The organism is Labrys sp. F242, assembly GCF_057813875.1.
Window position 1 is genome coordinate 2,405,058 of record NZ_JBVASG010000001.1, and the last position, 26,916, is coordinate 2,431,973.

At 61.6% G+C, this 26,916-nt stretch carries 18 protein-coding genes; 6 read left to right on the top strand and 12 right to left on the bottom strand.

All coding sequences use genetic code 11. The annotated features are described in order from the left end of the window. Nucleotides 1-83: 83 nt before the first annotated feature. The 5 genes from ACZYTC_RS11315 to ACZYTC_RS11335 form a co-directional block, all read right to left on the bottom strand. On the bottom strand, nt 84-788 hold the full coding sequence (locus ACZYTC_RS11315) for a LuxR C-terminal-related transcriptional regulator (RefSeq protein ID WP_434955983.1): 705 nt from the start codon (nt 786-788) through the stop codon (nt 84-86). An 872-nt stretch (nt 789-1,660) separates the two neighbouring features. Further along, entirely contained in the window at nt 1,661-2,761 is a 1,101-nt protein-coding gene (locus tag ACZYTC_RS11320; RefSeq protein WP_488989621.1) for an alpha/beta hydrolase, read from the bottom strand. An 8-nt stretch (nt 2,762-2,769) separates the two neighbouring features. Continuing rightward, nucleotides 2,770-5,226: a condensation domain-containing protein gene (locus ACZYTC_RS11325; protein ID WP_488989622.1), complete on the bottom strand. Its 2,457-nt coding sequence runs from the start codon at nt 5,224-5,226 to the stop codon at nt 2,770-2,772. A 5-nt stretch (nt 5,227-5,231) separates the two neighbouring features. Continuing rightward, nucleotides 5,232-13,292 carry an amino acid adenylation domain-containing protein gene (locus tag ACZYTC_RS11330; protein WP_488989623.1) on the bottom strand — a complete coding sequence of 2,687 codons (8,061 nt, stop codon included), beginning with the start codon at nt 13,290-13,292 and terminating at the stop codon, nt 5,232-5,234. Beyond that, nucleotides 13,289-15,187 carry an amino acid adenylation domain-containing protein gene (locus ACZYTC_RS11335; RefSeq protein ID WP_441772545.1) on the bottom strand — a complete coding sequence of 633 codons (1,899 nt, stop codon included), beginning with the start codon at nt 15,185-15,187 and terminating at the stop codon, nt 13,289-13,291. The genes ACZYTC_RS11330 and ACZYTC_RS11335 overlap by 4 nt, the downstream gene beginning before the upstream one ends. 809 nt (nt 15,188-15,996) lie before the next feature. On the opposite strand from ACZYTC_RS11335, the gene ACZYTC_RS11340 reads away from it, so the two are divergent. Then, on the top strand, nt 15,997-16,707 hold the full coding sequence (locus ACZYTC_RS11340; protein WP_441772546.1) for a 4'-phosphopantetheinyl transferase family protein: 711 nt from the start codon (nt 15,997-15,999) through the stop codon (nt 16,705-16,707). A gap of 242 nt (nt 16,708-16,949) precedes the next feature. Here ACZYTC_RS11340 and ACZYTC_RS11345 read toward each other — a convergent pair whose 3' ends face one another. Beyond that, nucleotides 16,950-17,588 (bottom strand): acyl-homoserine-lactone synthase, encoded by a 639-nt coding sequence (locus tag ACZYTC_RS11345; protein ID WP_434955977.1) that lies wholly within the window; start codon nt 17,586-17,588, stop codon nt 16,950-16,952. Between the two features lie 76 nt (nt 17,589-17,664). Continuing rightward, nucleotides 17,665-18,399, bottom strand: a complete 735-nt coding sequence (locus tag ACZYTC_RS11350) for a LuxR family transcriptional regulator (RefSeq protein ID WP_434955976.1) — start codon at nt 18,397-18,399, stop codon at nt 17,665-17,667. A 346-nt stretch (nt 18,400-18,745) separates the two neighbouring features. Between ACZYTC_RS11350 and ACZYTC_RS11355 the strand changes: the two genes are divergently transcribed. The 4 genes from ACZYTC_RS11355 to ACZYTC_RS11370 all read left to right on the top strand — a co-directional run bounded on the left by ACZYTC_RS11355 (nt 18,746) and on the right by ACZYTC_RS11370 (nt 21,554). Next, the gene (locus tag ACZYTC_RS11355; protein ID WP_434955975.1) at nt 18,746-18,913 is read left to right on the top strand and encodes a hypothetical protein; all 168 of its coding nucleotides are present in this window, start codon (nt 18,746-18,748) and stop codon (nt 18,911-18,913) included. Between the two features lie 535 nt (nt 18,914-19,448). Beyond that, entirely contained in the window at nt 19,449-19,763 is a 315-nt protein-coding gene (locus ACZYTC_RS11360; protein WP_441772548.1) for a hypothetical protein, read from the top strand. A 31-nt stretch (nt 19,764-19,794) separates the two neighbouring features. Continuing rightward, nucleotides 19,795-20,469: a LuxR C-terminal-related transcriptional regulator gene (locus ACZYTC_RS11365; RefSeq protein ID WP_434955974.1), complete on the top strand. Its 675-nt coding sequence runs from the start codon at nt 19,795-19,797 to the stop codon at nt 20,467-20,469. Nucleotides 20,470-20,645: 176 nt separating this feature from the next. Continuing rightward, a complete protein-coding gene (locus ACZYTC_RS11370) occupies nt 20,646-21,554 on the top strand; it encodes a homocysteine S-methyltransferase family protein (RefSeq protein WP_488989624.1) in 909 nt (302 codons plus the stop codon). A gap of 60 nt (nt 21,555-21,614) precedes the next feature. Here ACZYTC_RS11370 and ACZYTC_RS11375 read toward each other — a convergent pair whose 3' ends face one another. From ACZYTC_RS11375 to ACZYTC_RS11395, 5 genes are all read right to left on the bottom strand, one after another. After that, complete coding sequence (locus tag ACZYTC_RS11375) at nt 21,615-22,208, bottom strand: hypothetical protein (protein WP_488989625.1); 594 nt, start codon at nt 22,206-22,208, stop codon at nt 21,615-21,617. Between the two features lie 144 nt (nt 22,209-22,352). After that, nucleotides 22,353-23,267, bottom strand: a complete 915-nt coding sequence (locus tag ACZYTC_RS11380) for an efflux RND transporter periplasmic adaptor subunit (protein WP_434955972.1) — start codon at nt 23,265-23,267, stop codon at nt 22,353-22,355. After that, nucleotides 23,264-23,473, bottom strand: coding sequence for a DUF1656 domain-containing protein (locus ACZYTC_RS11385; RefSeq protein ID WP_441772551.1), 210 nt, complete (start codon nt 23,471-23,473; stop codon nt 23,264-23,266). The genes ACZYTC_RS11380 and ACZYTC_RS11385 overlap by 4 nt, the downstream gene beginning before the upstream one ends. Further along, a complete protein-coding gene (locus ACZYTC_RS11390; protein WP_488989626.1) occupies nt 23,470-25,578 on the bottom strand; it encodes an FUSC family protein in 2,109 nt (702 codons plus the stop codon). Before ACZYTC_RS11390 ends, ACZYTC_RS11385 begins: the two co-directional genes overlap by 4 nt. Continuing rightward, the gene (locus ACZYTC_RS11395; RefSeq protein ID WP_488989627.1) at nt 25,575-26,030 is read right to left on the bottom strand and encodes a MarR family winged helix-turn-helix transcriptional regulator; all 456 of its coding nucleotides are present in this window, start codon (nt 26,028-26,030) and stop codon (nt 25,575-25,577) included. Before ACZYTC_RS11395 ends, ACZYTC_RS11390 begins: the two co-directional genes overlap by 4 nt. Before the next feature lie 135 nt (nt 26,031-26,165). On the opposite strand from ACZYTC_RS11395, the gene ACZYTC_RS11400 reads away from it, so the two are divergent. Continuing rightward, complete coding sequence (locus ACZYTC_RS11400) at nt 26,166-26,861, top strand: helix-turn-helix transcriptional regulator (RefSeq protein ID WP_488989628.1); 696 nt, start codon at nt 26,166-26,168, stop codon at nt 26,859-26,861. Nucleotides 26,862-26,916 lie beyond the last annotated feature (55 nt).

Below are 26,916 nucleotides of genomic sequence, written 5' to 3' on the forward strand. Positions count from 1 at the left end.
CAACCTGCCCGCTAAAACAAAACCGCCCCAATACCAGGTGGTATCGGGGCGGTGGATCGGCGCCGACGGCTAGGTGTAGCGTCTCAGAACAGCTCATTGGTCAGGAAAGCGATCTCGGTGCGGTTCCGCGCCTTGATCTTGCGCATAATGTTACGGACATGCACCTTGACGGTGCATTCGCCCATATTGAGCTTGTAGGCGATGAGCTTGTTCGACTCGCCCTGCCGCAAGCGGTCGATCACCTCGAGCTGCCTCTGCGTAAAGACAGTCTGCCGGGACCTGCCGTTGGTTTCACCTTCCTCGATCGCCTGGGCGCCTTGAGAACGCGACGAAAGCAGGCCACTGGCTGGCACAAAAGTGCCGCCGGCACGCACTAGGCGAATAGCGGCAATCGCGACGTCGAGATTGGAGCTCATGGCGATGTAGCCTCTTGCCCCCCGTTCCAAAGCTGCAACGATCTCCGCCGGCTCCTCATTATCGGAGACGAGGATAACCCTCGCGTCCGGCGCCGCCTGGATAACAAGATCCAAATCGCGTCGTATCGCGGTTTCCGTCGCCTTCCGCCCTGTCGCACACAAAAGCACGATAGGCATCGTCGTAGTCGGCCCAGCGGCCTCCCAATCGGCGATACGCGAATAGCCCTCCGCAACGAAATTTCCTTCACTCGCAGCAAGACAACGCATCAGGCAGCTGCGCGAAAGAGCATTCTCATCGACGATGACGATCCGTGTCTGCAAATCCTGGTCGAGCTTGCCAGAAGTGGGGTCATCTTGAGGACTGTCATCCATACGGCGCTCCCGCTTAAGCTCAACGACAGAGGAAGATGACTTCAGCGGCAGCACTGAACCTACCGCAAATGGCATCAAAGCTTGGCTACTCGCGGAATAATCAGTCACAGTCTCAATCTCCAAACAAGTCGTCCGACAAATACCACACGCGTGCTTGGGACAGCAGCTCCGTGGCAGTCAAAATTCTGGCAACCAACATGCTCAATTCCGAGCATTTTTATTCTATGCTTGGGTTATAATAACCATATACCGCATCTCAATGCAGCAACAGCCAAGCATAATTTATCAAGCTACTTTACTACTACGTATCAGCCTCTTTGTAAACTCCATAAGAATATGAAGTAGCACATGGAGTTTTGTATGATGCGTTACGTTAGACCCCAGCCCCCGTGACACCGACGTGATACTTTTAGGCGGTCAATCGGTCCAAAGTACGGCGCCGACGTATTAGCTCGCTTTATGCCGTTGGGGAAGCACTGTGTTACCTATCGAACGGATGAAGCTGCACGCATCGGTCACAAAAGATTCTTACTTATCCGAGGCATATGAACTCCTACCGGAACAACCTGAAGTTACAGGCCGGCCTCACCAATTCTCGAGAAACACCCTTTCATTTCAACAGTTTAGAAAGAACATCGCGTGAAAGCGCTGCGACAGCTTCCCTTCTTTGCTCGTTTAATTGCACACATTGGCCGGAGATCTTTGGAAGAAGCTTGCCCTCCATCCCAGCCGTCGGCGAGCTTGACATCGACAAAGAAGATGCTCTCGAATCGGAATATGCCGCTTCGTGGCGATTTCGTGACTTCCGAACACTGATGGCGAATCACATTCGCGCGTCGATCGTGAACCCTGCAACCCGCGGTGAAGCTCTCTCATTGAGTCGCCTCCATCGAAGGCGACTTGGCGAATACCACCCTGACGCCATCATCGGGCGAAGCGATGAGCTTACTGAGATCGGAACTTCCGCCAGCAACATATCGGTCGAGAAAAGCGCCGGCATAGATGTTCACCGCCTCGATCGTGCGTCTGCTGCTTGGCAACAGGGAGGCCATCCGCGCCAGGAGCGATCGTTGGGAGATATCAACGAAGCTCTGATGCCGGCTCCCGACCATGACTAGGAAATATCCGCCATATCGGTCCATATTGACCAGAACCTGCTTGTAATCTCCGTCCGTCAATCTGGACGTCAGGCGATGTACTGTGTCGTTCGAATTGAGGTCGGCCGTCGTCGGCAGCTCGCTATCGTCGCTGATCTCAAGAAATGGGCGTTTCAAGCCAAGCCTGCCGACATCTCCGAACAACCAGCCATCGAGGTTGATGGCAGCCTTGAAACGCGGGTCCTGCCTGCTGGTTTCGGCGGCAACCGCACCACCAAATGAATAACCCACGATTCCGACCCGCTCGAAATCGAGCCTCTTCAGCACTGAGGCGACATCGCGATCGTCAGCGCAGGGAACGGCTGCCCGTAGGAGATCGAAGACAGCGATATTGTCCTTGGCAAACTCGCCTGCCTTGAGGTCGACGGCCGCCCGGGTACGCGCGAACGCCGCCTCGCCCGAGAAGTCGACGAACTCCCTGTAGGCATCGGGACCTTTCTGATCGATTCCGATCACCACATAGCCGCGCTGAACCAGGGCATCGATCTGGTTCATATGGCCTTCGACGCTGCCGCCCCATCCGGCATTGAAGAATATGACGGGCGACCGAGCCAAGGCGCCGATGCCATCCGCCTGCTTGGTATACCAGGCTTTGACCGCAAGGCGCCCAGCGACATCGCGAGGCAGCGTGGCGGAATTGTCACCGCACAGCCCTGATAGCGGCACAGCCGTAACTGCAACCTCGGGATCTCCAGCCCGCGCCAGGCCGGCGACACCGAGACCCGCCCCCAGCAATGCCGCTCCCAGGCAAAGCACCCCCACGAGCCCCTTTTTTTTGCTCGACCACATCGGCGATCGGATCTGAGAGGCTGACATGAAGATCCTCAATGGCCGGATTGCTGTTTAAGTGTTGCCCTGATGACGTCACCGATCATCCTGGAGGCATTACGGCGGATGAGTTCCTCATGGGTCGCGGCCACTGAAACCATAGTGACGCCCTTCGAGGTAAGGGAGCTCCAGCCCATGGTTCTGTCGAGGAAGTAGCCGAGCGGCATGTTCTCGTTGTGGAAGGTGAGGATTGGCATGGGCAAGGGCCTGCCGTCTTCATTCCGACCAGCTTCGGACACCCAATGACCTATCCGCGCATCCTCGTCCGGTCCCCCTCCGAACGACGTGCGGCCGAATACGGCCTGCAGGAAGAGACGGATGCGCCTGAGGGCATGTCGGCGCTGTTCCGCGCCGCCGAGAAGACAGCGGGCATAATAGAGCCCCGATTGAATTTGATAGGAGAATCGTCCCAGCCTCCCCTTCAGCCGTGACTGACGCTTCGAGTAACCGGGAGCCCAGGCATCGAGCGTCACGAACAGCTCGATTGCGTGTCCCCTCTCGATAAGACGGCGTGCGATCGCGACATTGAGCCGGGCCGCAGCACAAAAGCCGAGCAGGATGTAGGGCCCGTTCGGGCGCTCTTCCTCGATGATGCGCACGCAGTGCTCCACCATCTCCGCCTGGCTGATTTCCGCCTCTCCCTCGACGAAGGTCGGCAACGGGACCGAAATGAAGGGCTGTTCCTGCCCTAAATGATTGACCAACTCCTGAAAGATGAAGGTGTCGTGCAAGGCGAAGATGGGTGTGCTCGCGCCGTGCGGCTGCATGACCACCGCGGCCTTCGCCTCGGGGGCCACCGGTCCGCCCAGGAGTTTTGCCAACTCGCCGATAGTAGGATGGCTCTGCAGATCGTCAAAGGAAATGCGCTTGCCGAAGACTTTCTCAAGGCGTGAGAGCATCCGGAACGCCGAGAGAGAATGCCCACCGAGCGCGAAGAAATTGTCCTTCACGCTCAGGATCGGCACCTTGAGGATATTGACCCAGATCTCCGCAAGCTCGGCCTCCACCCGAACACGACTGTCGAGGGCTTCGGATGCACGCACGGATAGGGACTGCTGCGCAGGTGCGGGAAGCGGTGCCTGGCTGCCGACATCACCAACCGGTCGATCCAGATCGGCAACGAAGCCGCCAAGCAGGTCCTGCAGCTGCGCCAGATATCCTTCCACCGTCGCCTTGTTGTAGAGCGAGGTGTCGTATTCGCAGGATATGCGCCAGCCGTCGGGACGCTCGACGAAGAAAAAGTTCAGGTCGTAGAGCGCCCCCGGCGAGACGGACGGCATGTCGATCAGGCTGAGCTCCGGGCGTTCATCGGTGGAGATGAACGAGCGCTGGCAGATCAGATTGACGGAGAACAGCGGATTGCGGCCGGGCTCGCGCACAGGCTTGGCGATTGCGATGATGTCCTCGATCGGCATACGCTGATTGAGCAACGCCCCCTCGATGACGTCATGCATCTGGGCTAGCAATTGCCGGAAGCTCGGATTGCCTGTGATCCTGGCGCGCAACGGCACGGTATTGATGAAGGGACCGACGATGTCGTTGAGTTCGACGCGATCCCGCCCGGCGATCTGCGTACCGACCGTAATATCCTCACATCCGCTGCGGCGATGCAGGAGACACATCAGCGCCGCGGCTCCGACCATGAAGAAGGTGCAGCCTTCCGCCGTGGCCAGCGCCGACACAGCATCAGTCAAGGTACGGGGCAACTGACGCCCCAGGATGAAGGCCGGCGCGGTGCCAGTCCCCTCAAGCACCTTGTCTGCAGGAAGATCGAAGCGCTTGAACCCGGCCAATTGCGAAGTCCAGTAAACCCGTTCGTTCTTCAGCGCGTCCGCCTTCATCCATTCGCTCTGCCACACCGCAAAGTCGGCATATTGCAAAGGAAGGTCGGCCAGTTTCGGCGTCCGGGCGCGCAGCCGGGCCTGGTAGAATTCCATCATGTCACGCGCGATGATCCCCATCGACCAACCGTCGCTGGCGATGTGGTGAACAGTGACCAGGACGATGTGCTCTTCGGCCTCGACTTTGAGCAGGGTCGCGCGGAGATTGGGCACCTGCGTCAGGTCGAAAGGCTTGCGAGCCTCGATCTGGCTGATGCGGTCCCTTTCCTCATGGCGCCCCGCTTCCGGCAGCAATGTCAGGTCGATGACCGGGAGCTGGATCGGCGCCGCGGGATGAACGAGTTGCTCGGGCTCGCCATCGACGTCGCGATAGCTGGTGCGCAGGATCTCGTGACGGTCGATCACCGCGTTCAGCGCTTGCTGGAGCACACCGGCATCGAGCCGACCGCGCAGGCGCCACCGCACCGCAACGTTCAGCGCGGGGTCTTCCGGCGTGATCTGGTCCAGGATCCAGAAGCGGGCCTGGGCCAATGAACAGGGAAAGGCATAAAGGTCCGTATCGGCTTCTTGCGAGCCGATGCCGACATCGTTGTCTGTTTCAGAGCCAGCCATCGACTTCACCGTTCCGGAGATTGCAGGGCGCTGGCGGCGACTCGACGGCTGCTCCTGGCAACGCGAACGAGTTGCGGGAGCTCGGAAGGTTCCGTGACGGGTGCTACCCCAGCAAGCGTGGCCGCCGCCTTGGTGATGCTGCGTTGCTGCAGCAGGGTTTTGGCCGACAGGCTCAGCCCCGCCTGGTTTGCCCGTGCCACGATCTGGAAGATATGGATCGAGTCCGCACCGAGCGTGAGCAGGTCGTCCGCCACGCTGATCCTCGGCTGGCCGAGAACCTCGGCGCAGATTTCAGCCAGGACCGTCTCGGCCTGGTTTCCCGGCGCGACATAGGTGGCCGACAGCTCGTTGGCGGCCGACTCGCTCGGCTTGGGCAGGGAGCGGCGGTCGAGCTTGCCGCTCGAACCGCGCGGCATGGCGTCCAAGCGGACCCACTGGCCGGGTATCATATAGTCGGGCAGGTCCCGGCCGAGGGCATTGCGAAGAGCCTCTATGCTCGGCGCGGTGGAAGCGGGAGCTTCGTAATAGGCCACGAGCCTGGGATCACCCGGAATGTCCTCGCGCAGGATCACTGCATTGACGTCGAGGCCCGCCTTGGCGATCGCCGCCTCGATCTCGCCGAGCTCGATGCGGAAGCCACGCAGCTTCACCTGGTGATCATTGCGCCCAAGGAGCTGGAGACGGCCACCCGGCATGAGGCGGGCAAGATCACCCGTACGATAGAGCCGCGCACCGGGCGTGCCGGAAACACTGTCCGCAATGAACTTCTCGGCCGTCAGATCCGGGCGGCGGAAATAACCGCGGGCGACGCCATCGCCACCGATATGGAGCTCGCCCACCACGCCGAGCGGCTGCACGCGATCGAACTTGTCGAGCACGTGGAACTGAGTATTGGCGATGGGGTGGCCGACCGTGATCGGCTCCGGCCCTGGACGGATATGGGCGACCGACGACCAGATCGTGGTCTCGGTCGGGCCATACATGTTCCAAAGCTGCCCGCCATTCTGGACCAATTGATCCGCAAGGCTGCGCGGCAGTGCTTCCCCGCCGCAGAGCATCTTCAGCTTCGGCGATGGCTTGAAACCGGATTCGAGCAGGATCACCCAGGTGATCGGGGTCGCCTGCATGACGGTGGCACCGCAGTTCTCCAGACGCTTGAGCAAGGCATGGCCATCCGCCGTCTCGCTTTGGGGCGCGATGACCACGCTGCCCCCACAAGCCAGCGGCAGATAGAGTTCGAGCGCCGCAATGTCGAAGGAGATCGTGGTGACAGCCAGCAGCCGGTCCTCGGCGGTGAAGCCCGGTACCTGACGCATCGATGCGAGGAAATTGGCGACGCAGCCATGGGTCACTTCGACCCCTTTGGGCTTGCCCGTCGAGCCAGAGGTGAAGATGACATAAGCAAGATCCTCGCTGCTCGCCTTGATGCCCGGCGTCGGCAAGGGCTGACATGCGGCGATCGCGTCGCGGTCGCGATCGACCAGGATCGTCACGGCGGCAGCCGAAGCAATGTCGTCATAGGCCGCCTGGCTCAACACGGCCGCGACCTCGGCCTCCGCCAGAATGCCATTGAGCCGGGATGCCGGGTGATTGGTGGCAAGAGGAACATAGGCACAGCCCGCCTTCAGCACGGCCAGCAGGGAAACGAGCATGTCGAGCGAACGATCGACCAGCACGGCAACACGCGCGCCCTTGCCGAGGCCCCGATCGCGCAAATGCGCTGCAAGCTGGCCAGCTCGACGGTCGAGCTCGCCGTAGGTGAGCTGTTGATCCTCGAAGAGTGCAGCCACGGCCTGCGGATTGGCAGAGGCCTGGGCCTCGATCAGTCCGTGAATGGTGAGCAGGCTCGGGTCGGAAGGCGCGGGCATGGACGGTCCGGCCAGAGTGGCAGTCAAATCACCGGCAGCCAGTAACGGCAAACGCTCGATCGGCGTCGTGATGTCGTCGGCGATCGCCTGCAGCAAGGTGCGGTAATGCCCCAGCCAACGGCGGATCGTCTCCTCGTCGAAGAGATCGGCATTATAGTCGCAATCGATGCGCAAGCCGTTGGCGGATTCCGTCACATTCGCAAAGAGATCGAAGGTCGAGAAGCTCTTCGGGTTGGGGACGACTTCGGTCGTCAGCCCGGGAAAGGCCAGATCCCCACCCAGGCGCTCCAGATTGAACTGGACTTCGGCAAGCGGCAGCCGGCTGGCATCGCGCGGGAGAGTCAGCTTGCGCAGGATGGTGCCGAGCGTGCAGCTGCGATGGTCATAGGCCTCCAGCACGCTCTGCTTGGTGGCGGCCAGAAAATCAGCAAAGCTCATGCCATCCTGCCAGGACGCATGCAGCGGCAGCAGGTTGACGCAATGGCCGACCAGAGCCCTGTCGTCCTCGACCAGGGATTGACCGGCGGCTGGAATACCGACCACCACTTCGTTCTGGCCAGCAAGGCGGCCCATCAGGATCTCGAAGGCAGCGAGCAGCGTGGCGAACAAGGTGCTGCCGCGTTTGGCCCCGGCCTTGCGGACCGCTTCATAGAGCGGCCTTTCGATGGCAAACTGGGTCGAACCGCCGTTGAAAGTCTTGATCGGCGGCCGCGCGCGGTCGCAGGGCAGCTCGAGAGGCGGTGGCGCTGTACGGAACTGGCCGACCCAATAGGTTTCGTCATCAGCCACTTCCCGCAAGGTCTGCGCATAGCGGCTGAAGGGGAGCGGATCGGCCAGCACGGGCTTGCTGTTCTCGACCCTGGCCCGATAGAACTCCGAGAGTTCGCCAATCAGCACATTGACCGACCAGCCGTCGCAGACGATGTGATGAGCGGTAAAGACGAGGACGTGCCGATCCGGCGCCAGCCGGACTAGTTCGCCGCGCACCAACGGGCCACCCACGAGATCGAAGGCAGTCCTGGCATCCAGCTCGATCCGCGCCTTCAGAGCCTGTTGCGGCGAGGCTTCTCCTGAAACATCCACGAGTGGCAGGTCCAGGCGGAGCTCGGGTGCGAAGCTCATGCGGGTCCCGGTCGTGTCGAAGTGGATGCGCAGCGCATCGTGACGCGCGATCACGTCGTTGAGGGAATCGCGCAGGGCCGCCGCATTGAGAGCGCCATCAAAACTCAGGCTGATGGACTCGTTGAAGGCACAGGAAGCCTCGTCGCCAAGCTGCGCGGAGAGCCAAACTTCGGTCTGGGAGGCAGTCGGCGCAATCGGCCCCGTCGGAGTGGCCGCTTTCGGCGCCGCCCCGGTCTTGCTGTCACCGCCCGCAACCGGAGGACCACCGGGCAGCATGCCGTCGGCCTGCATCGCCTCGATGCTGTCGCGGAAAGCCTGAACGATGCGGGTGACGTCCTCGTCCGTATGCTCCGTGGTCAGGAAGCAGGGGAAGCCCTCATGCACATAGATGCCGCGGGCACGCAGATGATAGTAAAGCAGGCTGCCAAAGCGGTAGTCATGGCTCGGATTGATATAGAACAGGCTGCCATAGGTCGGGACCGGCAGTGACAAGCCACATTCGGCGAAACAGGCCGACAACTGCTCGACCAGGCGCGCCATGCGGGCCGAGACCTCCTCCTGCAAGGCCGGCCCCCTGGATTTCAGATGCTCGAGTACAGCCTCGAGCGCGGCCAGGACCAGCGGATGGCGAACGAAGGTGCCGGCAAAAAAGGTGACACCGACCTCCGGGTAGGAATCGTCGCCATAGCGCCAGTCGCCGCCGTCAAGCGCATCCATGAAGCTGGCCTTGCCGGCAAGAACTCCCACCGGCAGCCCACCGCCAACCACCTTGCCGTAGCAGGCCAGATCCGCCTTGATGTCGAACAGATGCTGCATGCCCCCTGGATGCATGCGGAAGCCGGTCACCACTTCGTCGAACACCAGCGCGGTGCCGGAGGTTTCGGTAACAGCGCGAACCTGCTTGAGAAACTCGACGGGACGCAGGTCCGGGCGCCGGCTCTGTACAGGCTCGACCACGACAGCGGCAAGCTCACCGGCATGCTCGCGGATCCAAGCGAGCGCGTCGTCCGAGCCATATTCAAGCACCGTGACGTTCTCGACCGACTGCGGCGGAATTCCCGGCGCCACCGGCAGTGTGCGATGCTCGCCCTGCCGGACCTGCCCCTTGACCAACACCTCGTCGAACTGGCCGTGATAGTCACCGGCGAAGGTGACGACGCGCTTGCGGCCGGTGACCGTACGCGCCACCCGCATGGCCGCCATCACGGCTTCCGAACCGGTGTTGCAGAAGGTGGCGCGCTCATTACCGGTCATCTCGCAGAAGAGAGCCGCAACCTTGCCCGCCCTAGCAGATTGCGGGCCGATGGCGAAACCTTCGTGCAACTGCCTGTCGACCGCCTCGACCACGAAATCAGGCGCATGGCCGAACATGGTCTGACCGTAGCCGTTTACCAGGTCGATATATTCGTTGCCGTCGACATCCCAAATGCGCGAGCCCTTCGAGCGGGCCGCGATCACGGGATAGACCATCTCCTTCCAATCGGGATTGAAGCCCGAGGCAGCGCGCGGATCGGCCAGGACGTTGCGATAATCCTGCGTCAACTGCTTGGAGCCGGGGCTATGGGCATTCCAACGCGCCACGAGCGCTTCGATATGACCACGCTGGCGGGCATCGAGCCCCTGATCCTGCGATTTCTGGGTGTTCTTGGAGACGGCGAAGCGCGACGGCAATTCCCTCACCGGCGCGCCATCGGCCGGGGCAGCCGCGGCAGGCTGTGAGGCGACGGGAGCCTGGCCCTGCGATGTAGCCGGCACGGCGGGAGGGGCAGCCATCACGGCCTGGACGGCAGGAGCCTGCAATACGGCCCCGCCGCGCAGCACCTCGAGCTGCTGCTGCATTAACTGGCCCATGACCTGCAACTGGTCACGCATCAAGCCCTCGACGCCAGCCCCTGTGCCGGCAAGCGGCAACACCGCCGAAAGAAGCGGCGCGGGCTGGCTGATCGTCGAAACGCCCCCCGGAACCGTCGCGACGGCAGATACCGCGGCCATCGGGACCGGCGTTGGTTCGGCTGGAGCAGGTGCGAATTTTTCGGGCGGCAACGCCGCTGCGACATGCTCCGTCAGGGCCTCGATGCTGCCGAGATCTCCCAGGAGCGCACGGAAGGTGATCTTGAGGCCGAACTTGTTCAGGAGCTCCTGAGCAGCCTGGGTCAGGAACAGGGAGTCGAAGCCCATCTCCAGGAAGGTCGTGCCGGGTTCGGCGGAAGCCACGTCCTCGCCGGAAAGGTCGGCGAAGATCGAGATGATGGCGGCCTTGATGGTATCTGTGCGGGCGGTCATGTCGGACATCACGGTTTGCTCGAGGAGCGGCATTGCGAGGATTTCGGCAGGCGGTGCAATTTCCGCAGATGCCGGTTCGGATCGTGGGGCGGCGTGCGGGTTGGCCGCGGCCACGGGAGTGCTCTGGCGCATGGGTGACTCGACCCAGTGGCGCGTGCGTTCGAAAGGATAGGTCGGCAAAGGCACCCTGCGACGCGTCGCCTCGGTCGGCTGCAACGCCCAGTCGACGGCCACGCCGGCAGTCCACAAGCGACCCATGGCCTCGGCCATGGTGTCCTGGTCGGGCCGCTCGCGCGCGGCGTCGGGCAGGCAGGAAACCACGGCCCTGCCCCTCGCTGCGCCTTGCAGTGACAGCGTGGTCAGTGTGTTGCCGGCGCCGACTTCGAGCAGGACCGTCGCCGCATCGCCGAGCAGGAGGCCCAAGCCGTCGGCAAAGCGAACCGGCTCACGGAAATGGCGGGCCCAGTAGTCGGGCGATGTCGCAGCTTCGCCCGTGATCCATTGACCCGTGACGCCGGAGACGTAGGGAATGGCCGGCGGCTTCAGGCCGATCCTACGCACTTCCTCGGTAAAGGGCGCGATGATTGGATCCATCATGGGGGAGTGGAAGGCGTGCGAGGTGTGAAGCCGGCGGCTGACGACGCCACGCGCCTTCAACTGCGCTTCCAGCGCATCGATGGCGGCGTCCGGCCCGGACGCGACACACAGTGCAGGACCATTGATCGCTGCGATGGCAAGATTAGCGCCGAGCAAAGGCGCAAGCTCCGCCTCGGGAAGCCTTACCGCCAGCATGCCCCCCGACGGAAGGTTCTGCATCAGGCGTCCGCGGGCGGCTACGAGCGGCAACACCTCTTCGAGCGTAAAGACCCCGGCAAGGCAGGCTGCGACGAATTCGCCAACGCTATGCCCGATCATCGCGCGTGGCACGATTCCCCGGCTGATCCACAATCGGGCCAATGCATATTCGACCGCAAAGATCGCGGGCTGGGCATAGCAGGTGGCGGCCAAGCGCTTGTGATCATCGGCCTCGCGCTTGGCCGGATAAAGCAGTTCCTTGAGATCGCGCTCCAGATGAGGGCGCAGGATCGCCGCGCAACGGTCGATGTCGGCCCGGAAACCTGCCTCGGCTTCATAGAGGCCGCGCCCCATGTCGGGATATTGCGACCCCTGCCCCGGGAACATGAACACGACGCCCGGATCACCGGCGGCCTTGAAGGCGCGTGCTGCCGGATCGTTCAGGGCTGCGACAGCGGCGGGGATATCATTGCAGGCCGCCGACCAGCGATGGTCGAATGCCTTGCGCCCCACCTGCAGCGTATGGGCGACATCCGCAAGCTCCAGCGTCGGATTGGCACTCAACCGGCCGGCCAGGGCGGCACGAGCCTTGGCCAGAGCTGTCTCGCTCCGCGCCGACAGCGTGAGGATTTCGACAGTCCTGCCGGCCGCACGCGGCTCCAGCGAGGGGGCCTCTTCGAGCACGACGTGCACGTTGGTGCCACCGACGCCGAAGGCGCTGACGCCCGCACGGCGCGGCTCAGGCCCCTCCTGCCATTCCGTCAGCGCCGCATTGACGAAGAACGGGCTGTTCTCGATGTCGAGACGCGGATTGGGTTTCTTGAAGTGCAGCGTCGCCGGCAGTTGGCGGTTCTCGAGGCTGAGCGCCGTCTTGATGAAGCCGACCACGCCGGCCGCCGCATCGAGATGGCCGACATTGCTCTTTACCGAGCCGATGGCGCAATATTGGCGGCCCTCATCTCCGGTCGCCCGGAATGCCTTGGTCAGGCCCGCGAGCTCGATCGGGTCGCCGAGCGGCGTCGCGGTGCCGTGGCATTCGACATAGCTGATCGACGTAGGATCGATGCCGGCATTGGCATGCGCCATCATGATGGCGGCCGCCTGGCCATCGGAGCTCGGCGCGGTATAGCCGACCTTGGCCGCACCGTCATTGTTGACGCCGCTACCCCGAACCACGGCATAGATATGATCGCCGTCGGCGAGCGCGTCTTCCAGTCGCTTCAGCAGCACGGCACCAGCGCCGCTACCGAACACGGTGCCCTTGGCATCGGCGTCGAAGCTGCGGCAGTGCCCATCCTCCGATACCATGCCGCCTTCCTGGGTCAGATAGCCTCGCTTCTGCGGGAAAGTGATGGAAACGCCGCCAGCAACGACCATGTCGCATTGGAACAGCAGCAATTGCTGGCAGGCCTGCGCGATCGCCATCAACGAGGTCGAGCAGGCCGTGTTCACGCTGAAGCTCGGCCCGGTCAGGTTGAACTTGTAGGACACCCGCGTCGCCAGGAATTCCCGGCTGGCGCCGAGCAGCATCGGGTATTGTGCGACCTGGAAGGCATTGGTGAAATCCTCCGACACGTTACGATTGCCGACGACGTGGTGGAGGAAATAGGTGTTCATGCTACAGCCGGCGATGACGCCGATGCTGCCTGGGAACGTGGCCGGATCATAGCCACCGTCTTCCAGGGCTTCCCAGGCACACTCGAGAAAGATGCGATGCTGCGGGTCGGTCAGTTCCGCCTCGCGCGGATACATGCCGAAGAACTCAGCATCGAAAAACTCGACATCGGGCAGGATCGGCCGGGCCCGTACGAAATTGGGCGCGCGCCGGACTTCGGGGCCAAACGTATCTTCGAGCTCGCTGTCCTCGAAACGCGTGATCGATTCAACGCCATTGCGCAGGTTCTGCCAGAACTCGCCGACAGAGCGGGCGCCGGGAAAGCGGCCCGCCATGCCGATCACCGCGATGGCGTTGAGCGGAAGGTCGGAGATGGAGCTCACCTGCCCGCTCCCATCTGGCGCTGGCGCAGGCGCTGGAGCGCCTCGGCCTGCTGGCGGGCCCGGAGATTCTCGGGCCGAGCGGCGGGCGCCGTAGCAGGTGCGGCGCTCGAACGGATGAAATTGGCCAGCGCCGTGATGGTGGGGCGCTCGAACACGTCGCTCAGGCGAAGCTGAGGATGGATGCTTTCCTGGATTTCACCGAGAACGGTGAGAATCTGCAGCGAACTCCCGCCCTGATCGAAGAAATTGATCTTGGTACTGACGTCGGGCACGGACAGAACACGCGCCCAGATGGCCGCGATCTTCTGTTCGAGCTCATCGCGCGCCTCCGGCACGATCGGGCTGGCGGTGAAAGTCGGGATCGGCAGCGCCTTGCGGTCGAGCTTGCCGTTCTCCGTCATCGGCAATTCGCTCAGATCGACGAAGGCGAAGGGAAGCATGTAGTCCGGCAGGGTCTGCGACAGATGCGCCTTCAGGTTGCCGGCATCGGCCGGAGTTGCCGAAGGCACGATGTAGGCGACCAGCTTCGCTTCACCGGGCCCGTCCGTGCGAGCAATCACGGCGCAAGCCGTGACAGCCGGATGGCGCATAAGCTGGTTTTCGATTTCTCCCGTCTCGATGCGGAAGCCGCGGATCTTCACCTGGTGATCGCTGCGCCCAAGATATTCGAGATCGCCATCCGCCGTACGCCGGACGAGGTCGCCGGTCTTGTACAGCTTCTCGGCAACCTGATCTTCCGAGGGCTGCCAGTCGATGAAACGCTCCGCCGTCAGCTCGGGACGGTTCAGATAGCCGAGGCAGACCCCCTGCCCGCCGACATAGATTTCACCTTCCTCGCCCACCGGGACAGGCTTGCGGTTCTCGTCGAGCACATGGATGGTCAGATCGGGGATGGGCACGCCGATCAGGCTTGCCCGGTTGCCGTCGAGTTCGGCCGCAGACACGGGGCGATAGGTCACGAAGACGGTGGTTTCGGTGATGCCGTACATATTGATGATGCGTGGCTTGGCATCGCCATAACGATTGAACCAGGGCCGCAGCATCTGGAACTCGAGGGCTTCGCCACCTAGGATCACGTAGCGCAGGGCCAGGGCAGAAGCCTCCGCACGGCGCCTGTCGACCTCGATCAAGGTGCGGAAAGCGGACGGTGTCTGGTTGAGCACGGTCACTTTTTCATGGACGAGTAGGTCCAGGAAATCCTCGGGCGAACGGCTGATGCGATGAGGCACCACCACCACACGGCCCCCATAGACCAGTGCTCCCCAGATCTCCCACACGGAGAAGTCGAAGGCGTGCGAATGGAAGAAGGTCCAAACATCCTCAGGCCCGAAACCGAACCAGTGATCGGTTGCGTGGAACAGCCGCACGACATTGTGGTGCGACAGCTTGCATCCCTTCGGCCGGCCAGTGGAACCAGAGGTATAGATGACATAAATGAGCGACTGCGGATCGATGGCAATATCCGGATTCGTGACCGGTTCGGCGCTAAGGCTATTGGCGTCCTGATCCAGCAAAATCATCGGCAGATCGCTCGGCGGCAGCGTCGGGCGGCCACTGGTCGTGGTCACGAATGCCAGAGGCCGGGCATCCTCCAGCGTGAAGGTCAGTCGCTCGCGCGGATAGCTCGGATCGAGCGGCAGATAGGCGGCGCCCGATTTCATGATGCCCAGCATGCCCACGACCATATCGATCGATCGCTCCAGGCCGATGGCGACCAATGTATTGGGCTTCACGCCCATCTTGAGCAGGCGATGGGCGAGCTGGTTGGCGCGGGCGTTCAATTCGCCGAAGGTGATCGAAACGCCGTCGCAGGTTACGGCAAGGCTGTCGGGGCGAAGCGCGGCCTGCTCGCTGATCAGTTGATGGACAGACAAGTTGGTTTGAAACGTGCTCACGCAGCCCCCATGCAAAATCGTGTGATAGTCGCCCCGGAAGATCGTTCTGCCGCAGGCCGTGCCGCCGAGCCGTCGTTGCCGACGCCCTCCAGCACCGATGTAATACCCATTGCTTTCCTTCGACCCATCGGGGCGGCGAGAGGTGCTGAACTCACGGCTGACCGCAAGCCGGAATACCCCGGCTCTCGGATGCCTCGTGTGTGCTTTCACACACTCCCCAGCAAACAAACCCCACAATCGTGTCGAACATTCCTAGACCAGCTTTTGCCTTCCTCACTCCAGATATGCGTGAGCAATACTTTAATATCGACGCGATCTTATGTTTCGAAACCATGCGTGAATTTACCGTGAAATGGCAAAATCTTCGCAAGAAAACCTAAAAACTTACGAGGTACATTACATTCGACGAAGGAATTATTAGAGTGGTAGGCTTCTTTCGCTTTCATGACCCCAGCAAAACAAAATGACCTTTGCGGCAATCAAGAAAACCGGCGAAGCTCGATGCAGACTCAAAGAACCCATCCAACGAAACACTGCGATTATTGTAGAGTTCGAAGATCACAGTCTCAATTCGGGAAATTGAATGCCCTCCCCCCACCCGATAGGCAAAGTCGGACCAAAAGGAGTAGGTTTCATCACCCCCGGAGCCTAGCGCCCATACTCCGATAGCCTTACGGCGCGAGATTAAAAGTGGAGGTACCGGTCAAAGCCCCGCCGCCGCGGATTGCCCCGGGAGAGCTTGCGCGCCGGCCTCGATGCTGATCCTGTAGAATCAGTCAATCACCACGCCAGTTGAATCCAAGCTTTCGATGCCGCTTCCTCCGCCCACACCGCCCGCCCCTCAGGACGTTCATGTCTGGCAATGGGATCTCGACGCCAGCGAGAGCGGCTTCGATCGGAACTGGAAAGTCCTATCGGGGGAGGAGCGCGGTCGCGCTGACAAATTCCGCTTCGAACGGCATCGGCGCCGCTTCGTGGCAGCGCGGGGAGAACTCAGGCGGATTCTCGGCAATTATCTCGCGACACCGCCGCAGGAGGTCGGATTCGGCTATGGCGCCGAAGGCAAACCCTTCTGCACGACCCAGCCTGTGGGATGGCGGATCTGCTTCAATCTGAGCCATAGCGAGAACGCGGCCGCACTTGCCGTCGCAAACGGTTTCGAAATCGGCATCGACATCGAGCATATCCGCCCGATCGAAGACGGCGTCGCACTGCAGGTGTTCTCACCTGGCGAACGCGCGCAATTCAACGCATTGCCGTCCGGGGCGCAGCAAAGCGCTTTCTTCGAGAGTTGGGCCCGTAAAGAGGCCTGCCTGAAGGCGCTCGGCACCGGCTTTGCTCATCCGCCAACTCATTTCGAATTCGATCTTGCCATCGGAGGCGACACGGCACCTCGCTTCGTCGGCGGCGACTCCGAAGAAGCGAAATGTTGGCGCATTCGCGCTCTGCGATCCGAATTGAACCGCGCCGGCTCGGTGGCGGCACGGCGCCTCGATTGGTCGATCGTCGAAATGAACTGACGGACAGCATCGGCCGCGCTGCCGATACGCGCAACAGACAACGCACAGAGTTCTTCGAACCCTGGCGTCTATGTAACGCCTCAGAGGGCGATACCGGATCCTGGCGACGGCTTCCGGCCCGCACCTACGGAGACGATCAAGATGAACCCGGGACCTTCAACCGGTCTCGGGCTCATGGATTGATGCCACCACAGCCTTCCGCGCAGTAGCTGATTGAACGAATGTCCAACCGCGGTTGCGGCTTAAGCCGCAACGGCGTGGACTTGCGTCTCGGAACGCAGAACCGAACCGGTGATCTGGCCAGCAGCGGCAATCCCGGCACGCATCTCCTCACTGATCTCGAAAAGACCAGCATAGGTCATCACGCGGCCGATTCTGGTGGGCACGCCGATCACGTCAGCCGGACAATTGGCGAGTTTGAAGATGCGGGCCATGCGTGCATCGTAGACTGACACCACGAAATCGATACCGGCCAGCATGCCGACCTCGACAATGCCGCACAGCAGCTCCGTCGTCACCGAATGCAGGCGACGGTTGCCGTCAGTGGCAAGATCGGGATCGATCGCAAACCGGGAGCTTTCCCAGATGAGCGGGCTTTCTACAATTTCGCCGTCCGGCAACAGTACAGAGAACACATCGCGCAGCATATTCGGGCCAGTCGTCGGCAACAAGCGCAGACCACCTTCCACACGCCCCGTGTATTGATTTCGCGATATCAAGTAAACAGGGTCGCAATCGTCGAAATAATCAATTTCGCGGCCGTTGGAAACATTAACGTCCCAATCCAGCCTGTCTTTAAAGACCCTCGCACGCATCTCGTAAAGTGCATCAAGGGTTTCAGTATGTAAATGACGCTCGTAACTTTGAATGACTTCAATCATCGAACAGACCCTCCGTCGGAATCTGCTCGAATTTATTAGTCACTTATTCCCTTAGAAATACGGCGTATTTGACGGGTTACCTCGTTCCGAAAAAAATGCTCATATTCATTGCCTTGGCGACGGCATGAGTAACATTGGTTGCATTCAGTTTTGCTCGAGCCAGGTCGAGGTAAAACCGCACCGTTCGATCCGAAAGGGAGAGTATCGTCGCAGTTTCCGAGACCGTCTTGCCGCGGGCAACCCACTTCAGGCATTCGATCTCACGCGGAGAAAGATGGACTTCCTCTTCTTCAACCGCCTCTGTTCGCAGGATGGCATTGTGGATGTGGTAGGCCAAAACCTGGAAGTCGCGCTGGAAAGCCCCCAACGTCTGATCCCATTCCTGATCGGGGACGTCGCTGGTGATGGTGAAGAGAGCGCGCTCGCCATGGCGACCGCGGATAGGAAAAGTCAGGCCTTGGCGCCCCAGCCCAAATTCGGCAGCTTCGCCGAAAAAGGCACGGAGTTTTGACCCTTTCAGGTCGAATTTGCGCCAGTCAATGGGCAGGACAGCCGAGAACCCCTCCCTTAGAACGGGATCTATTCTAACGTAGTTTTCGCTCTTATAGTGCTCAACCCAGTCATCGGAGTAGGTAACGGCTAGATAGGGATCGTCGCTGGTAGAGCTTGGAATATTTACAGCAAAATAGGCAGCCGTACGCAGCCCGTAACTCTGAACAACTCGATTCAACATCCCTTTTACGTCTCGGGACGTCGGTACACTGCCAATTTCATCGACAATATCATAATATATCTTGTCGAGCGCTCTCATATGCCGCCCCCTAAACCACGGGGCGGTATGATAATGCAAAACCTAGCGGGATGCTAGTTCCTAGATTACTTCGCAGACGCTTGCTGGGATGGGATGAAGACTTGAATTATATACTTCAATGTCTCTTTAGACCTCGAAAGAAAAATGGCAGAAATCTGAGTTCATTCCAGTCTGATGCCAGTTAGTAGCTAACCAACAAAGGTTGATCGGTTGAATATTCGTCAAGAAACAGCAATCGATTGAACCTCCGATATGACGATGTTTCGCCATTCTCACGAACGGTGGGGTCGAACCGATGATTAATAAGGGTCACGACGTAATGCCTGAAGTTCAACAAGGTCAATCGATGGTCACCATCGATGACGACACCGGCACGATCACCATCGATCTGGTGGCTTATGGACCGGTGCGAATCGTGATGACGGCCGATGGCGATATCGAAGTCGAGGGTCGTAGTATCTTGAATACGGCTCACTGGACGAGTTTCGGCAACGAGTTCCCCAAGCGGGCCTGACACAGAAGCGAGCCTGACATTCAAGGGAGCTGACGATCGTTGGACTGGACGATCGTTGCCGGACACTTGGTTCTCGGGCGGATCCAGATCCGCTGAATGACATGAAGCCCGGGTGGTTATGCCGCCACGGGCCTCATTTGCATGGCCATTTTCCAGCCGCCGCGATGACGCACGCTCCGTGCGCTCCATCTTCTTCAGCCCCAAGCCACATCACATGGCCAGATCATATGGCAAGATCACCTGCGCGGGCGCGTGAAAGCTGCCACCACCCCGCGGCGACATATCAATGGCCGCTATCCGATCATATCGCCTTTGCGCTGTGTCCTATCCCATCTTGGAACTGGGCACTGAGTCCAGATCCGCGCCGCGCCTCTCCGATCGTGCCCACCCGGCCATTGTCACATATTTGCGCGAGGTACGATTCTGTGATCAGAGGTGATAAAGCCTCATGGCATCCCCATTGCGATATGGCAGCAGCATGCCCGCACTGTCTAAGAAATGGCCTGGCTCTCGGAGATGCCCGCCGCTTCCCTCCATGACTGGTGCCGTCTTGCCGATCGTCACTTGGCCGGCACGGCCAGACCGCGTTGTGCAAAATCGCACATCGCAGTCCCGCGCCATGGTGTTTCTCACCTCAAGGGTGGCATCCACAGGCGTTATCAAGGAAGACGTCGAATCCAGGCTACGCTGGGCCAAGTTCTCGGCCCACGGTCACGGCATGTTCAATATTTCTCCAAAAAAGAAACTATTTTCTTCCTGGGTTGCGATAACATGGAAGTTTGACATTTCGCTGAAAGTCCTTGCCTATTTCGCAACTGAGGGAGGGGAAGCAGGTGAGATCGATCGGTGAGAGTGGCCTCACACACGAGGGAGAGCGTTACTTGAAGATCCCCGTTTGTGTAATCGACAAGCGTGCCTTCTGGCGCGATTGTCTGACGATGTGCTTGACGGCCTCTTCTGCAAATCTTGCTGCCGTCGGCTATGACACCATCGACGATTGGCTGACAGCCTCCACGCACGCCCCTTCATCGATCATCCTGCTATGTGCCACCGGTGAGGAAGGTACGGCCCGCGCCATTCAGTCCGGGCTGGATCGTATCCTCTCCAGCGTACCGGGCGCACGCGTGGTCATCCTATCCGATATCGACAATCCGTCTACGATGGTCTCCTCCTTGGAGCGTGGAGCACGCGGCTTCGTGACCATGAGCCTGAGCCTGGAAGTGGCCATCGAAGCAATCCGTATCGTGAATGTCGGTGGTACCTTCGTTCCGGCCAGCGGCCTGTTGTCCGCACGCCAGGGCTTCGCGGCACCGACCAACGGCCAGTTGCCGGCCATCGAAGGGCGCCCCCATTTCACCGAGCGCCAATTGGCGATCATTGCCTGCGTCCGCAAGGGCGAACCGAACAAGATCATCGCCCATAAGCTCAATATGACCGAAAGCACGGTCAAGGTTCACATTCGCAATATCATGCGCAAGATCAAGGCCAAGAACCGCACCGAGGTTGCGTTCCTGACCAATGAGCTGCTGCTTCCCAGCGAAACCTCGAACGACTGAGGCGCGCGCCCTCATCGACGATGTGCAATGGACTATATGGCGGAGGCCGGTTCGCGGTCATGCCCGCCACCCGGCATCGCGAGCGCACCTCTTCTGCCCTTGCCTCCTCCAGCAACACCTTGTTCTCCGACGTGAGGACAGCTAGTGGCTTTTGCATCATGGATGGAGTGCGCTACATGCCTGGAACGATCCGGATTCTCGATGGCGGCATGAGCCGGGAACTGCTTCGCCTCGGAGCAGAATTGCGCCAGCCCGAATGGTCGGCCCTCGCATTGATGGAAACCCCCGATACCGTCCGCCGAGTTCATGCCGAGTTTATCGAAGCCGGCGCCGAGGTGATCACCACCAACAGCTATGCCCTGGTCCCCTTCCACATCGGTGAGCAGCGCTTCCGCGAGCAAGGGCCTGCCCTGATCGACCTCGCCGGCCGGCTCGCAAGGCAGGCCGCCGAGAACAGTTCCGGCCGCAAGGTATTAGTCGCGGGATCGCTGCCGCCGATCTTCGGCTCCTATGAACCGCAGCGCTTCGATCCCTCCCGTGCCCAGGAATATCTCAGCGTTCTGGTCGCTGGCCTCGCGCCTCATGTCGATGTCTGGCTTGGCGAAACTCTCAGCCTGATCGCCGAGGGCGAAGCCGTGCGTCAGGCCGTTGCCGCTACCGGCAAGCCCTTCTGGGTCTCCTTCACCCTGGCCGACGAGATGGGAGCCGAGGACGATGAGCCACGGCTGCGCTCCAGCGAAAGCGTGGCCGATGCCGCTGCCTGGGCGGCCGGGTCGGGGGCTGGAGCGCTGCTCTTCAATTGCAGCCGCCCCGAGGTGATGGGCAAGGCCGTACGCGTGGCCCGCCATTTGCTGAACGAACGGCGATCCGACCTCGAAATCGGTGTCTATGCCAATGCCTTCGAAGAACAGGAAGGAGATGGCGCCGCCAACGAGACCCTGCATGGCACGCGCGAGGACCTGACGGCTACCACCTATTCGCGCTTTGCCTGCGAATGGGCCGATGCGGGCGCCACCCTGATCGGCGGATGCTGCGGCATCGGTGCCCGGCACATTCATGATCTCGCGGCGGCCTTGAGGCACTGAAGACTGCCTCGGATCGGCGCCTCACGCCCACCCCAGGCAGTCTCCGGCGCAATAATCGCCCTAGCCGGCTCTGCCCAGGGCAATGGCCGATCCGGTGAAAGGCAAGACGAGATCGTAACCTGTCGGCGGCGGCGCGATCGGCGTGGTTGCCGCGGTACCAAATTGAGTGATACCCGCCCCGACGGCCTGTGCGAGATCGTAGCGCCTTCCACCGAAGTCGAACGGATTACTCGCGGTCAGACGGGCCGAAAACACATTGGTACCCACGATGGCCACGCTCGCCGCAGTGAGCGAAGCTGCAACCGTGGCGCCGACCACCAGGCTGGTGCGGCGAAAGGTGGCGATACATTCGCCCTGTGCGAAGGAGGCCGGATCGGCAAAGGTCGCCCCTGGCCGCCGCTGCAGATACAGGGAGAATTCACCAACCGGGTCGAGCCCAAGCGACAATGCGCCATTGTCGATCCCATCCGCCTTGAACGGCGTGGCGGCAAAGGTGAAGTGAGCGCTGGTTTCGGCAGGAGTGCCGTCGAACAGCAGCGCGTCCGGGAACGGCAAATGCAGGAAGTAGCCGTAATCCGCCAACGAGCCGTCATTGGCACGGTAGAAGCGTCCGGTGGCGTACCAGGCAAGTTCGGCGGTCATCAGCGCGGTCATGAAGAGTCCTCAGCGGCAAAGGAACGCTACTCTATAGACCGGGAGCCAAGCGCGTTCACGATTGAACGCTCATCTGCTCCAACTTTGGGAGCTCGAAAGATCGAGGCGACACCGCACGCCCGCAGACGCGCCTCGATATTCTTCTCAGGATTTACTCGTCCCCCCCGAACCACCGGTGCCGACCTGTGGCGGCTTCGACTTGACGGTGACTGTCGCCGTCTGGCCCGCCACCAGGCGGAAGCCCTCCGGCAGCTTGTCGAGCGCCACGCGGATCGGCACGCGCTGGGCCAGACGCACCCAGGAGAAGGTCGGGTTGATGTTGGCCAGGAGATTCGAGCCGTCGCTGCGCTCGCGATCCTCGATGCCACCGGCGATGCTCTCGACATGGCCGCTGATGACGGCCGGCTGACCCATCAGATGGATGTCGACGGGGTCTCCCACCGCGATCCGAGGCAGCTTGGTTTCCTCGAAATAGCCCTCGACGCGCAGGGAGTCGGTATCGATGAGCGCGGTCACCGCCTTACCCGCCGCGACATAGTCGCCGGGATTGAGGTGGAAGTTGGTGATCACCCCATTGACCGGCGCCTTGATCTCGGAGCGTTCAAGATTGAGCCTGGCCACCGCCTGGTTGGCGAGAGCCTGCTGGTAATTGGCGCTCGCAACGTCCTGGCTTGCCAAGGATTGCTCGATCTTCTGGGCGGATGCCACGTCCTTGCCCAGTTCGCTGTAGCGCACATAGTCGCGCCGCGCCTGCTCGAGCGTGGCCTTGGTGCCGGAGACGGCCGCATCGGACTGCTGCAAGGCGAGCTCGAAGCGCTTGGGATCGATGCGGATGAGAACGTCGCCGCGATGGACTTCCTGGTTGTCGCGGACCAGCACCTCGCTGACCAGCCCGGACACGTCCGGCGTGATGCCGACGATATCGGCCCGGACATGGCCATCCCGGGTCCATGGGTCGTTCATATAATAGTCCCACAGCCGCCAGCCGAAACCGGCAGCGATGACGACGACGATGAGGGTAATGAGGACTCGCCCCAGCGAGGCAAAAAAGCGTTTCACGATACGAACCGTTGAAAGATGGAAAACAAGCCGCTCAGCACGATGACGAACAATGCGAGATCGAACAGGGAGCGGTGCCAGACCAGGCGATAGACGCCAGCCCTGGCCAATGCAGAGCGGATCAGGAGACTGGCGATGATGGCGACGAGCGCGAGGATCATCAGGCTCGGCACATAGACGCCAAAGATATCGATGTCGGCGTTCACGATGCCAACTCCATTTTGGCGAGCCCCAGTTCGGCAAGGGCGGGCATGGCTGCGGGTGCGGCCAGGTTCACGGGTGCCGGCGAAGCGGGAAAGAGGGCGCGCCGCAAGCCGACGAGCGCCTGTACGGCATTCCGGCGCACGCTCGGCTCCACGCCTTGCGCAAAATCCGACAGAGCCTCGTCGATGGCGCCCAGCAGCGAAGCCGGAGGATCGACCGCCCTGCCCGTCGCCGCCCGCGTGCCGTAGAATCGGGCGATGGTGTCAAGCAATTGCTGTAGGCGCCGGCCCTGTGTGGACGACAGCTTGCCCCGGAGCCTCTGCAGATCGAGCACGTTGATGCCGACCCGCAGTTCCACCAGGAGATCGGCCGCCGCCACATCCTCGCTGACACCCTGGGCCAGCCGCGGCACCAACTGGCCAAGCCGATCGAAGACACGACCGGCGAAAGCATTGGCGTCTGCGTTGCGCCCGCCGCGAGAGGTTGCGGCAATGTCCGCCCAGCCGGCCCTGACCAGGCGCTTGGCGACCAGCGCTGCACCGAAGGGCCTGGTAGCCAGGGTCCAGACCAGGGCAAAGCCACCGCCGAGGATCGAGGCAACTGACGAGTTCATGAAGGCCGCGAATTCGGCGCTGTAATTGGCCTGCAACCCGACGAAGGACGCCGTGTTCACCGCCAGCAGCATGGCGATCATGTTGAACTGCGGGCGCGACACCAGCGTCCCGACGAGAATGAACGGTACGGCGAACATCACCACCAGCCCGACATAGTCATGGGCAAGCGGCAGAAGGGCGAAGAGATACACCGCCGACAAGCCGACGCTGATGGTCATCCACACCGTGAAGCTGCGGATCTGGTTGACCGGGTTGTCGATGGCGGCAAAGAAGGAGCAGCCGACCGCCGTCATGATCACACAGCCCGATCCCTCGCTCCAGCCGGTCCATATCCACATCAGGCCGGACAGGATGGTGGCGAGCACTACCGAGCCGACCTGGAAGGTCAGAAGCGCATAGTCGTAGTGGCTAACCTTGCCGACGGTCCGGCGCATGCGGAAGGTCGGTCGCCAGCGGCTGATGCGGTCTCCGAGTTCGATCTGCCGCTGCAGTTGGCGGCAATCCTCCCACAGATCGACCAGTTCCTTCATGCGTTCCAAGGTGCTCGAAAGCACCAAGGCAGGCCATTGCGCCTGCTGGTCGCTGCCTGGATCGCTTTTGGGCTCCAACGCGGAAATATCGGCAAGCAGTCGGTCGGCCGCGCCGCGCTCATTGCCCTCTCCCGAGCGCATCCAATCAAGCAGGCGCGCACGCAGGGCTTCGATTCCGGCGACCTCCCCGCTCGTCTCATGCAAGGCGGCGAGACGGTCGTCCAGGGACGACAGCAGCGGCAGGAGCAAGGCCATGCGCCCTCGCAGCTCGTTGGCGACGCGCACGGTCGCCTGGTTCGCCGTGTCATAGCTTAGCTGGCTGATCAACATGTCCATCGCCCGGATGTCGCTGGCCAGGCGCTGGCGTTCGGGCGTGGCGCCTGTTCCGGCACCATCCGTGAGCACGGCGCTCGCCCAGGCTCCCGCATCACGCAGCCAGCCCTTGATCTGCTGCGCAAGCACGGGCCCGATCCGGGCCGGAAAGAACAGGGAGTTCACCAAGGCGGCACAGACGATGCCGAGCGTGATCTCTTCGGCGCGGGAAATGGCGACGTCAAAGATCGTGTCCGGCGCATTGACGGTGGGCAATGCAATAAGGGGGAGCGTGTAGCCCGCCAGCATGAAGACATAGCTGCGCGGCGTGCGGTCCAGCAGGGAGACGAACAGGAAGACGCCGGTCCACAGGCCGACGACGATGATGAACAATTCGGGCGCGGACGAGAAAATGGGCAGTAGCAGGATCGACCCGGCCGCGCCGATGAAGGTGCCGAGTGCCCGATAGAGCGCTTTCGACGTCGTGGCCCCAGCAAGGGGATTGGCGACGACATAAACAGCCGCCATCGCCCAATAGGGCCGCTCCAGCCCGGCGGCCAGCGCGATATAGAGCGCCACCATCGAGGCCGAGAAAGCTTTGAGCGAGAAGACCCAGTCCCGAACGGTCGGCAGGGGAAAGCCGGCGGTCATGTCGCCGCCTCCGCCTGCTGGCGGGCCGACGCCTCCTCGATGGCGCGGAACACCCGCAGCGTTGCCTCGATGTCCTCCTGCGACACATGGCCAAGAATGCGGGCGCGCAAGGCGACGAGCTCCTGCTCGATCACGCTTGTCACCCTTTCGCCCTCGGCCGTCAGCCAGAGCGTCTTGGCCCGGCGATCTGCGCCCTCGCGCCTCTCGATCAGGCCGCTGAAACAAAGCTGGTCGAGCAGCCGCACCAGGGAGGCTCCTTCGATGCCGATCGCATCGGCGACTTCGGTCTGATTGACGCCGCCGCCCATGCGCTCGATCTGGATGAGCGGCACCGCGGCGGCGTCGGAGACGCCGTGGGCCGCGACGATGTCATGCACCAGACGGCGCCAATGGCGGCCGATCTGCTGGGTTTTCCCGGTCAATGCAAAGCGCAAGGCGTCAATCTTTTCCATGCCTAATAATTAGCATCCTAATTAAAAGCATGCAAATTATTTATTGCGCCCGGTAACGCCGAACGAGAGAAAGCCTCCTGACATCATCTGTCAGTCGGGCGTATAGAATAACGGTTCCACGTCGGATGAGACGCCATGGCCCGAACGAGCCGCCTCCTCTCGCTCCTGCAGATCCTGCGCGGCAAGCGCCGGCCGGTGACGGCGGCTGCCCTGGCTGAGGAACTCGCCGTCTCCGAACGCACGCTCTATCGCGACATCGCCGAACTGGTCGCCCAGGGCGCTCCCATCCAGGGCGAAGCCGGCATCGGCTATATCCTGCGGCCCGGCTTGTTCCTGCCCCCTCTGATGCTCTCGGAGGACGAGACCGAGGCCATCGTGCTTGGCCTGCGCTATGTCGAGCAGCGCGGCGACGACACGCTGGGCGGCGCGGCCCGGGAGGCTCTCGCCAAGATCGAGGCGGTGCTGCCGCCTGCAGCGCAGGAAATCGCCCGCAATCCGATCGCCCTGCCCGGACCCAGCAACAAGAGCTTCCCCGACAACAGGGTCGCGATCGAGGTGTTTCGCAGCGCCATCCGTGCCCAAACTAAATTGCGCATCGACTATGGCGACCTCAATGGCCAGGCGACCACCCGCGTGATCTGGCCGATTGCCATCGGCTTCATGAACGAGGCGCGCATGCTCGCCGCTTGGTGCGAGTTGCGTGCAGACTTCCGCCATTTCCGCACCGATCGCATCGCGGCCGCCAGCGAGATCGGCGAGCGCTATCCCGGACGGCGCAGCCAACTGGTGAAGACCTGGCGTGCCGTGATGGACGAAATCGCCAAGCGCTAGCCCCCTACTGCGCACCAGCTCTTCTTCTTGCTTGCCTCGTCATGGCAAACCGGGC

What these genes read in the sequence shown, in the direction of transcription:
- ACZYTC_RS11315 (WP_434955983.1), bottom strand. Translation starts at nt 788, where the DNA reads ATGGATGACAGTCCTCAAGATGACCCCACTTCTGGCAAGCTCGACCAG.
- ACZYTC_RS11320 (WP_488989621.1), bottom strand. Translation starts at nt 2,761, where the DNA reads ATGTCAGCCTCTCAGATCCGATCGCCGATGTGGTCGAGCAAAAAAAAG.
- ACZYTC_RS11325 (WP_488989622.1), bottom strand. Translation starts at nt 5,226, where the DNA reads ATGGCTGGCTCTGAAACAGACAACGATGTCGGCATCGGCTCGCAAGAA.
- ACZYTC_RS11340 (WP_441772546.1), top strand. Translation starts at nt 15,997, where the DNA reads ATGCCGCTTCCTCCGCCCACACCGCCCGCCCCTCAGGACGTTCATGTC.
- ACZYTC_RS11345 (WP_434955977.1), bottom strand. Translation starts at nt 17,588, where the DNA reads ATGATTGAAGTCATTCAAAGTTACGAGCGTCATTTACATACTGAAACC.
- ACZYTC_RS11350 (WP_434955976.1), bottom strand. Translation starts at nt 18,399, where the DNA reads ATGAGAGCGCTCGACAAGATATATTATGATATTGTCGATGAAATTGGC.
- ACZYTC_RS11355 (WP_434955975.1), top strand. Translation starts at nt 18,746, where the DNA reads ATGGTCACCATCGATGACGACACCGGCACGATCACCATCGATCTGGTG.
- ACZYTC_RS11360 (WP_441772548.1), top strand. Translation starts at nt 19,449, where the DNA reads ATGACTGGTGCCGTCTTGCCGATCGTCACTTGGCCGGCACGGCCAGAC.
- ACZYTC_RS11370 (WP_488989624.1), top strand. Translation starts at nt 20,646, where the DNA reads ATGCCTGGAACGATCCGGATTCTCGATGGCGGCATGAGCCGGGAACTG.
- ACZYTC_RS11375 (WP_488989625.1), bottom strand. Translation starts at nt 22,208, where the DNA reads ATGACCGCGCTGATGACCGCCGAACTTGCCTGGTACGCCACCGGACGC.
- ACZYTC_RS11390 (WP_488989626.1), bottom strand. Translation starts at nt 25,578, where the DNA reads ATGACCGCCGGCTTTCCCCTGCCGACCGTTCGGGACTGGGTCTTCTCG.
- ACZYTC_RS11395 (WP_488989627.1), bottom strand. Translation starts at nt 26,030, where the DNA reads ATGGAAAAGATTGACGCCTTGCGCTTTGCATTGACCGGGAAAACCCAG.
- ACZYTC_RS11400 (WP_488989628.1), top strand. Translation starts at nt 26,166, where the DNA reads ATGGCCCGAACGAGCCGCCTCCTCTCGCTCCTGCAGATCCTGCGCGGC.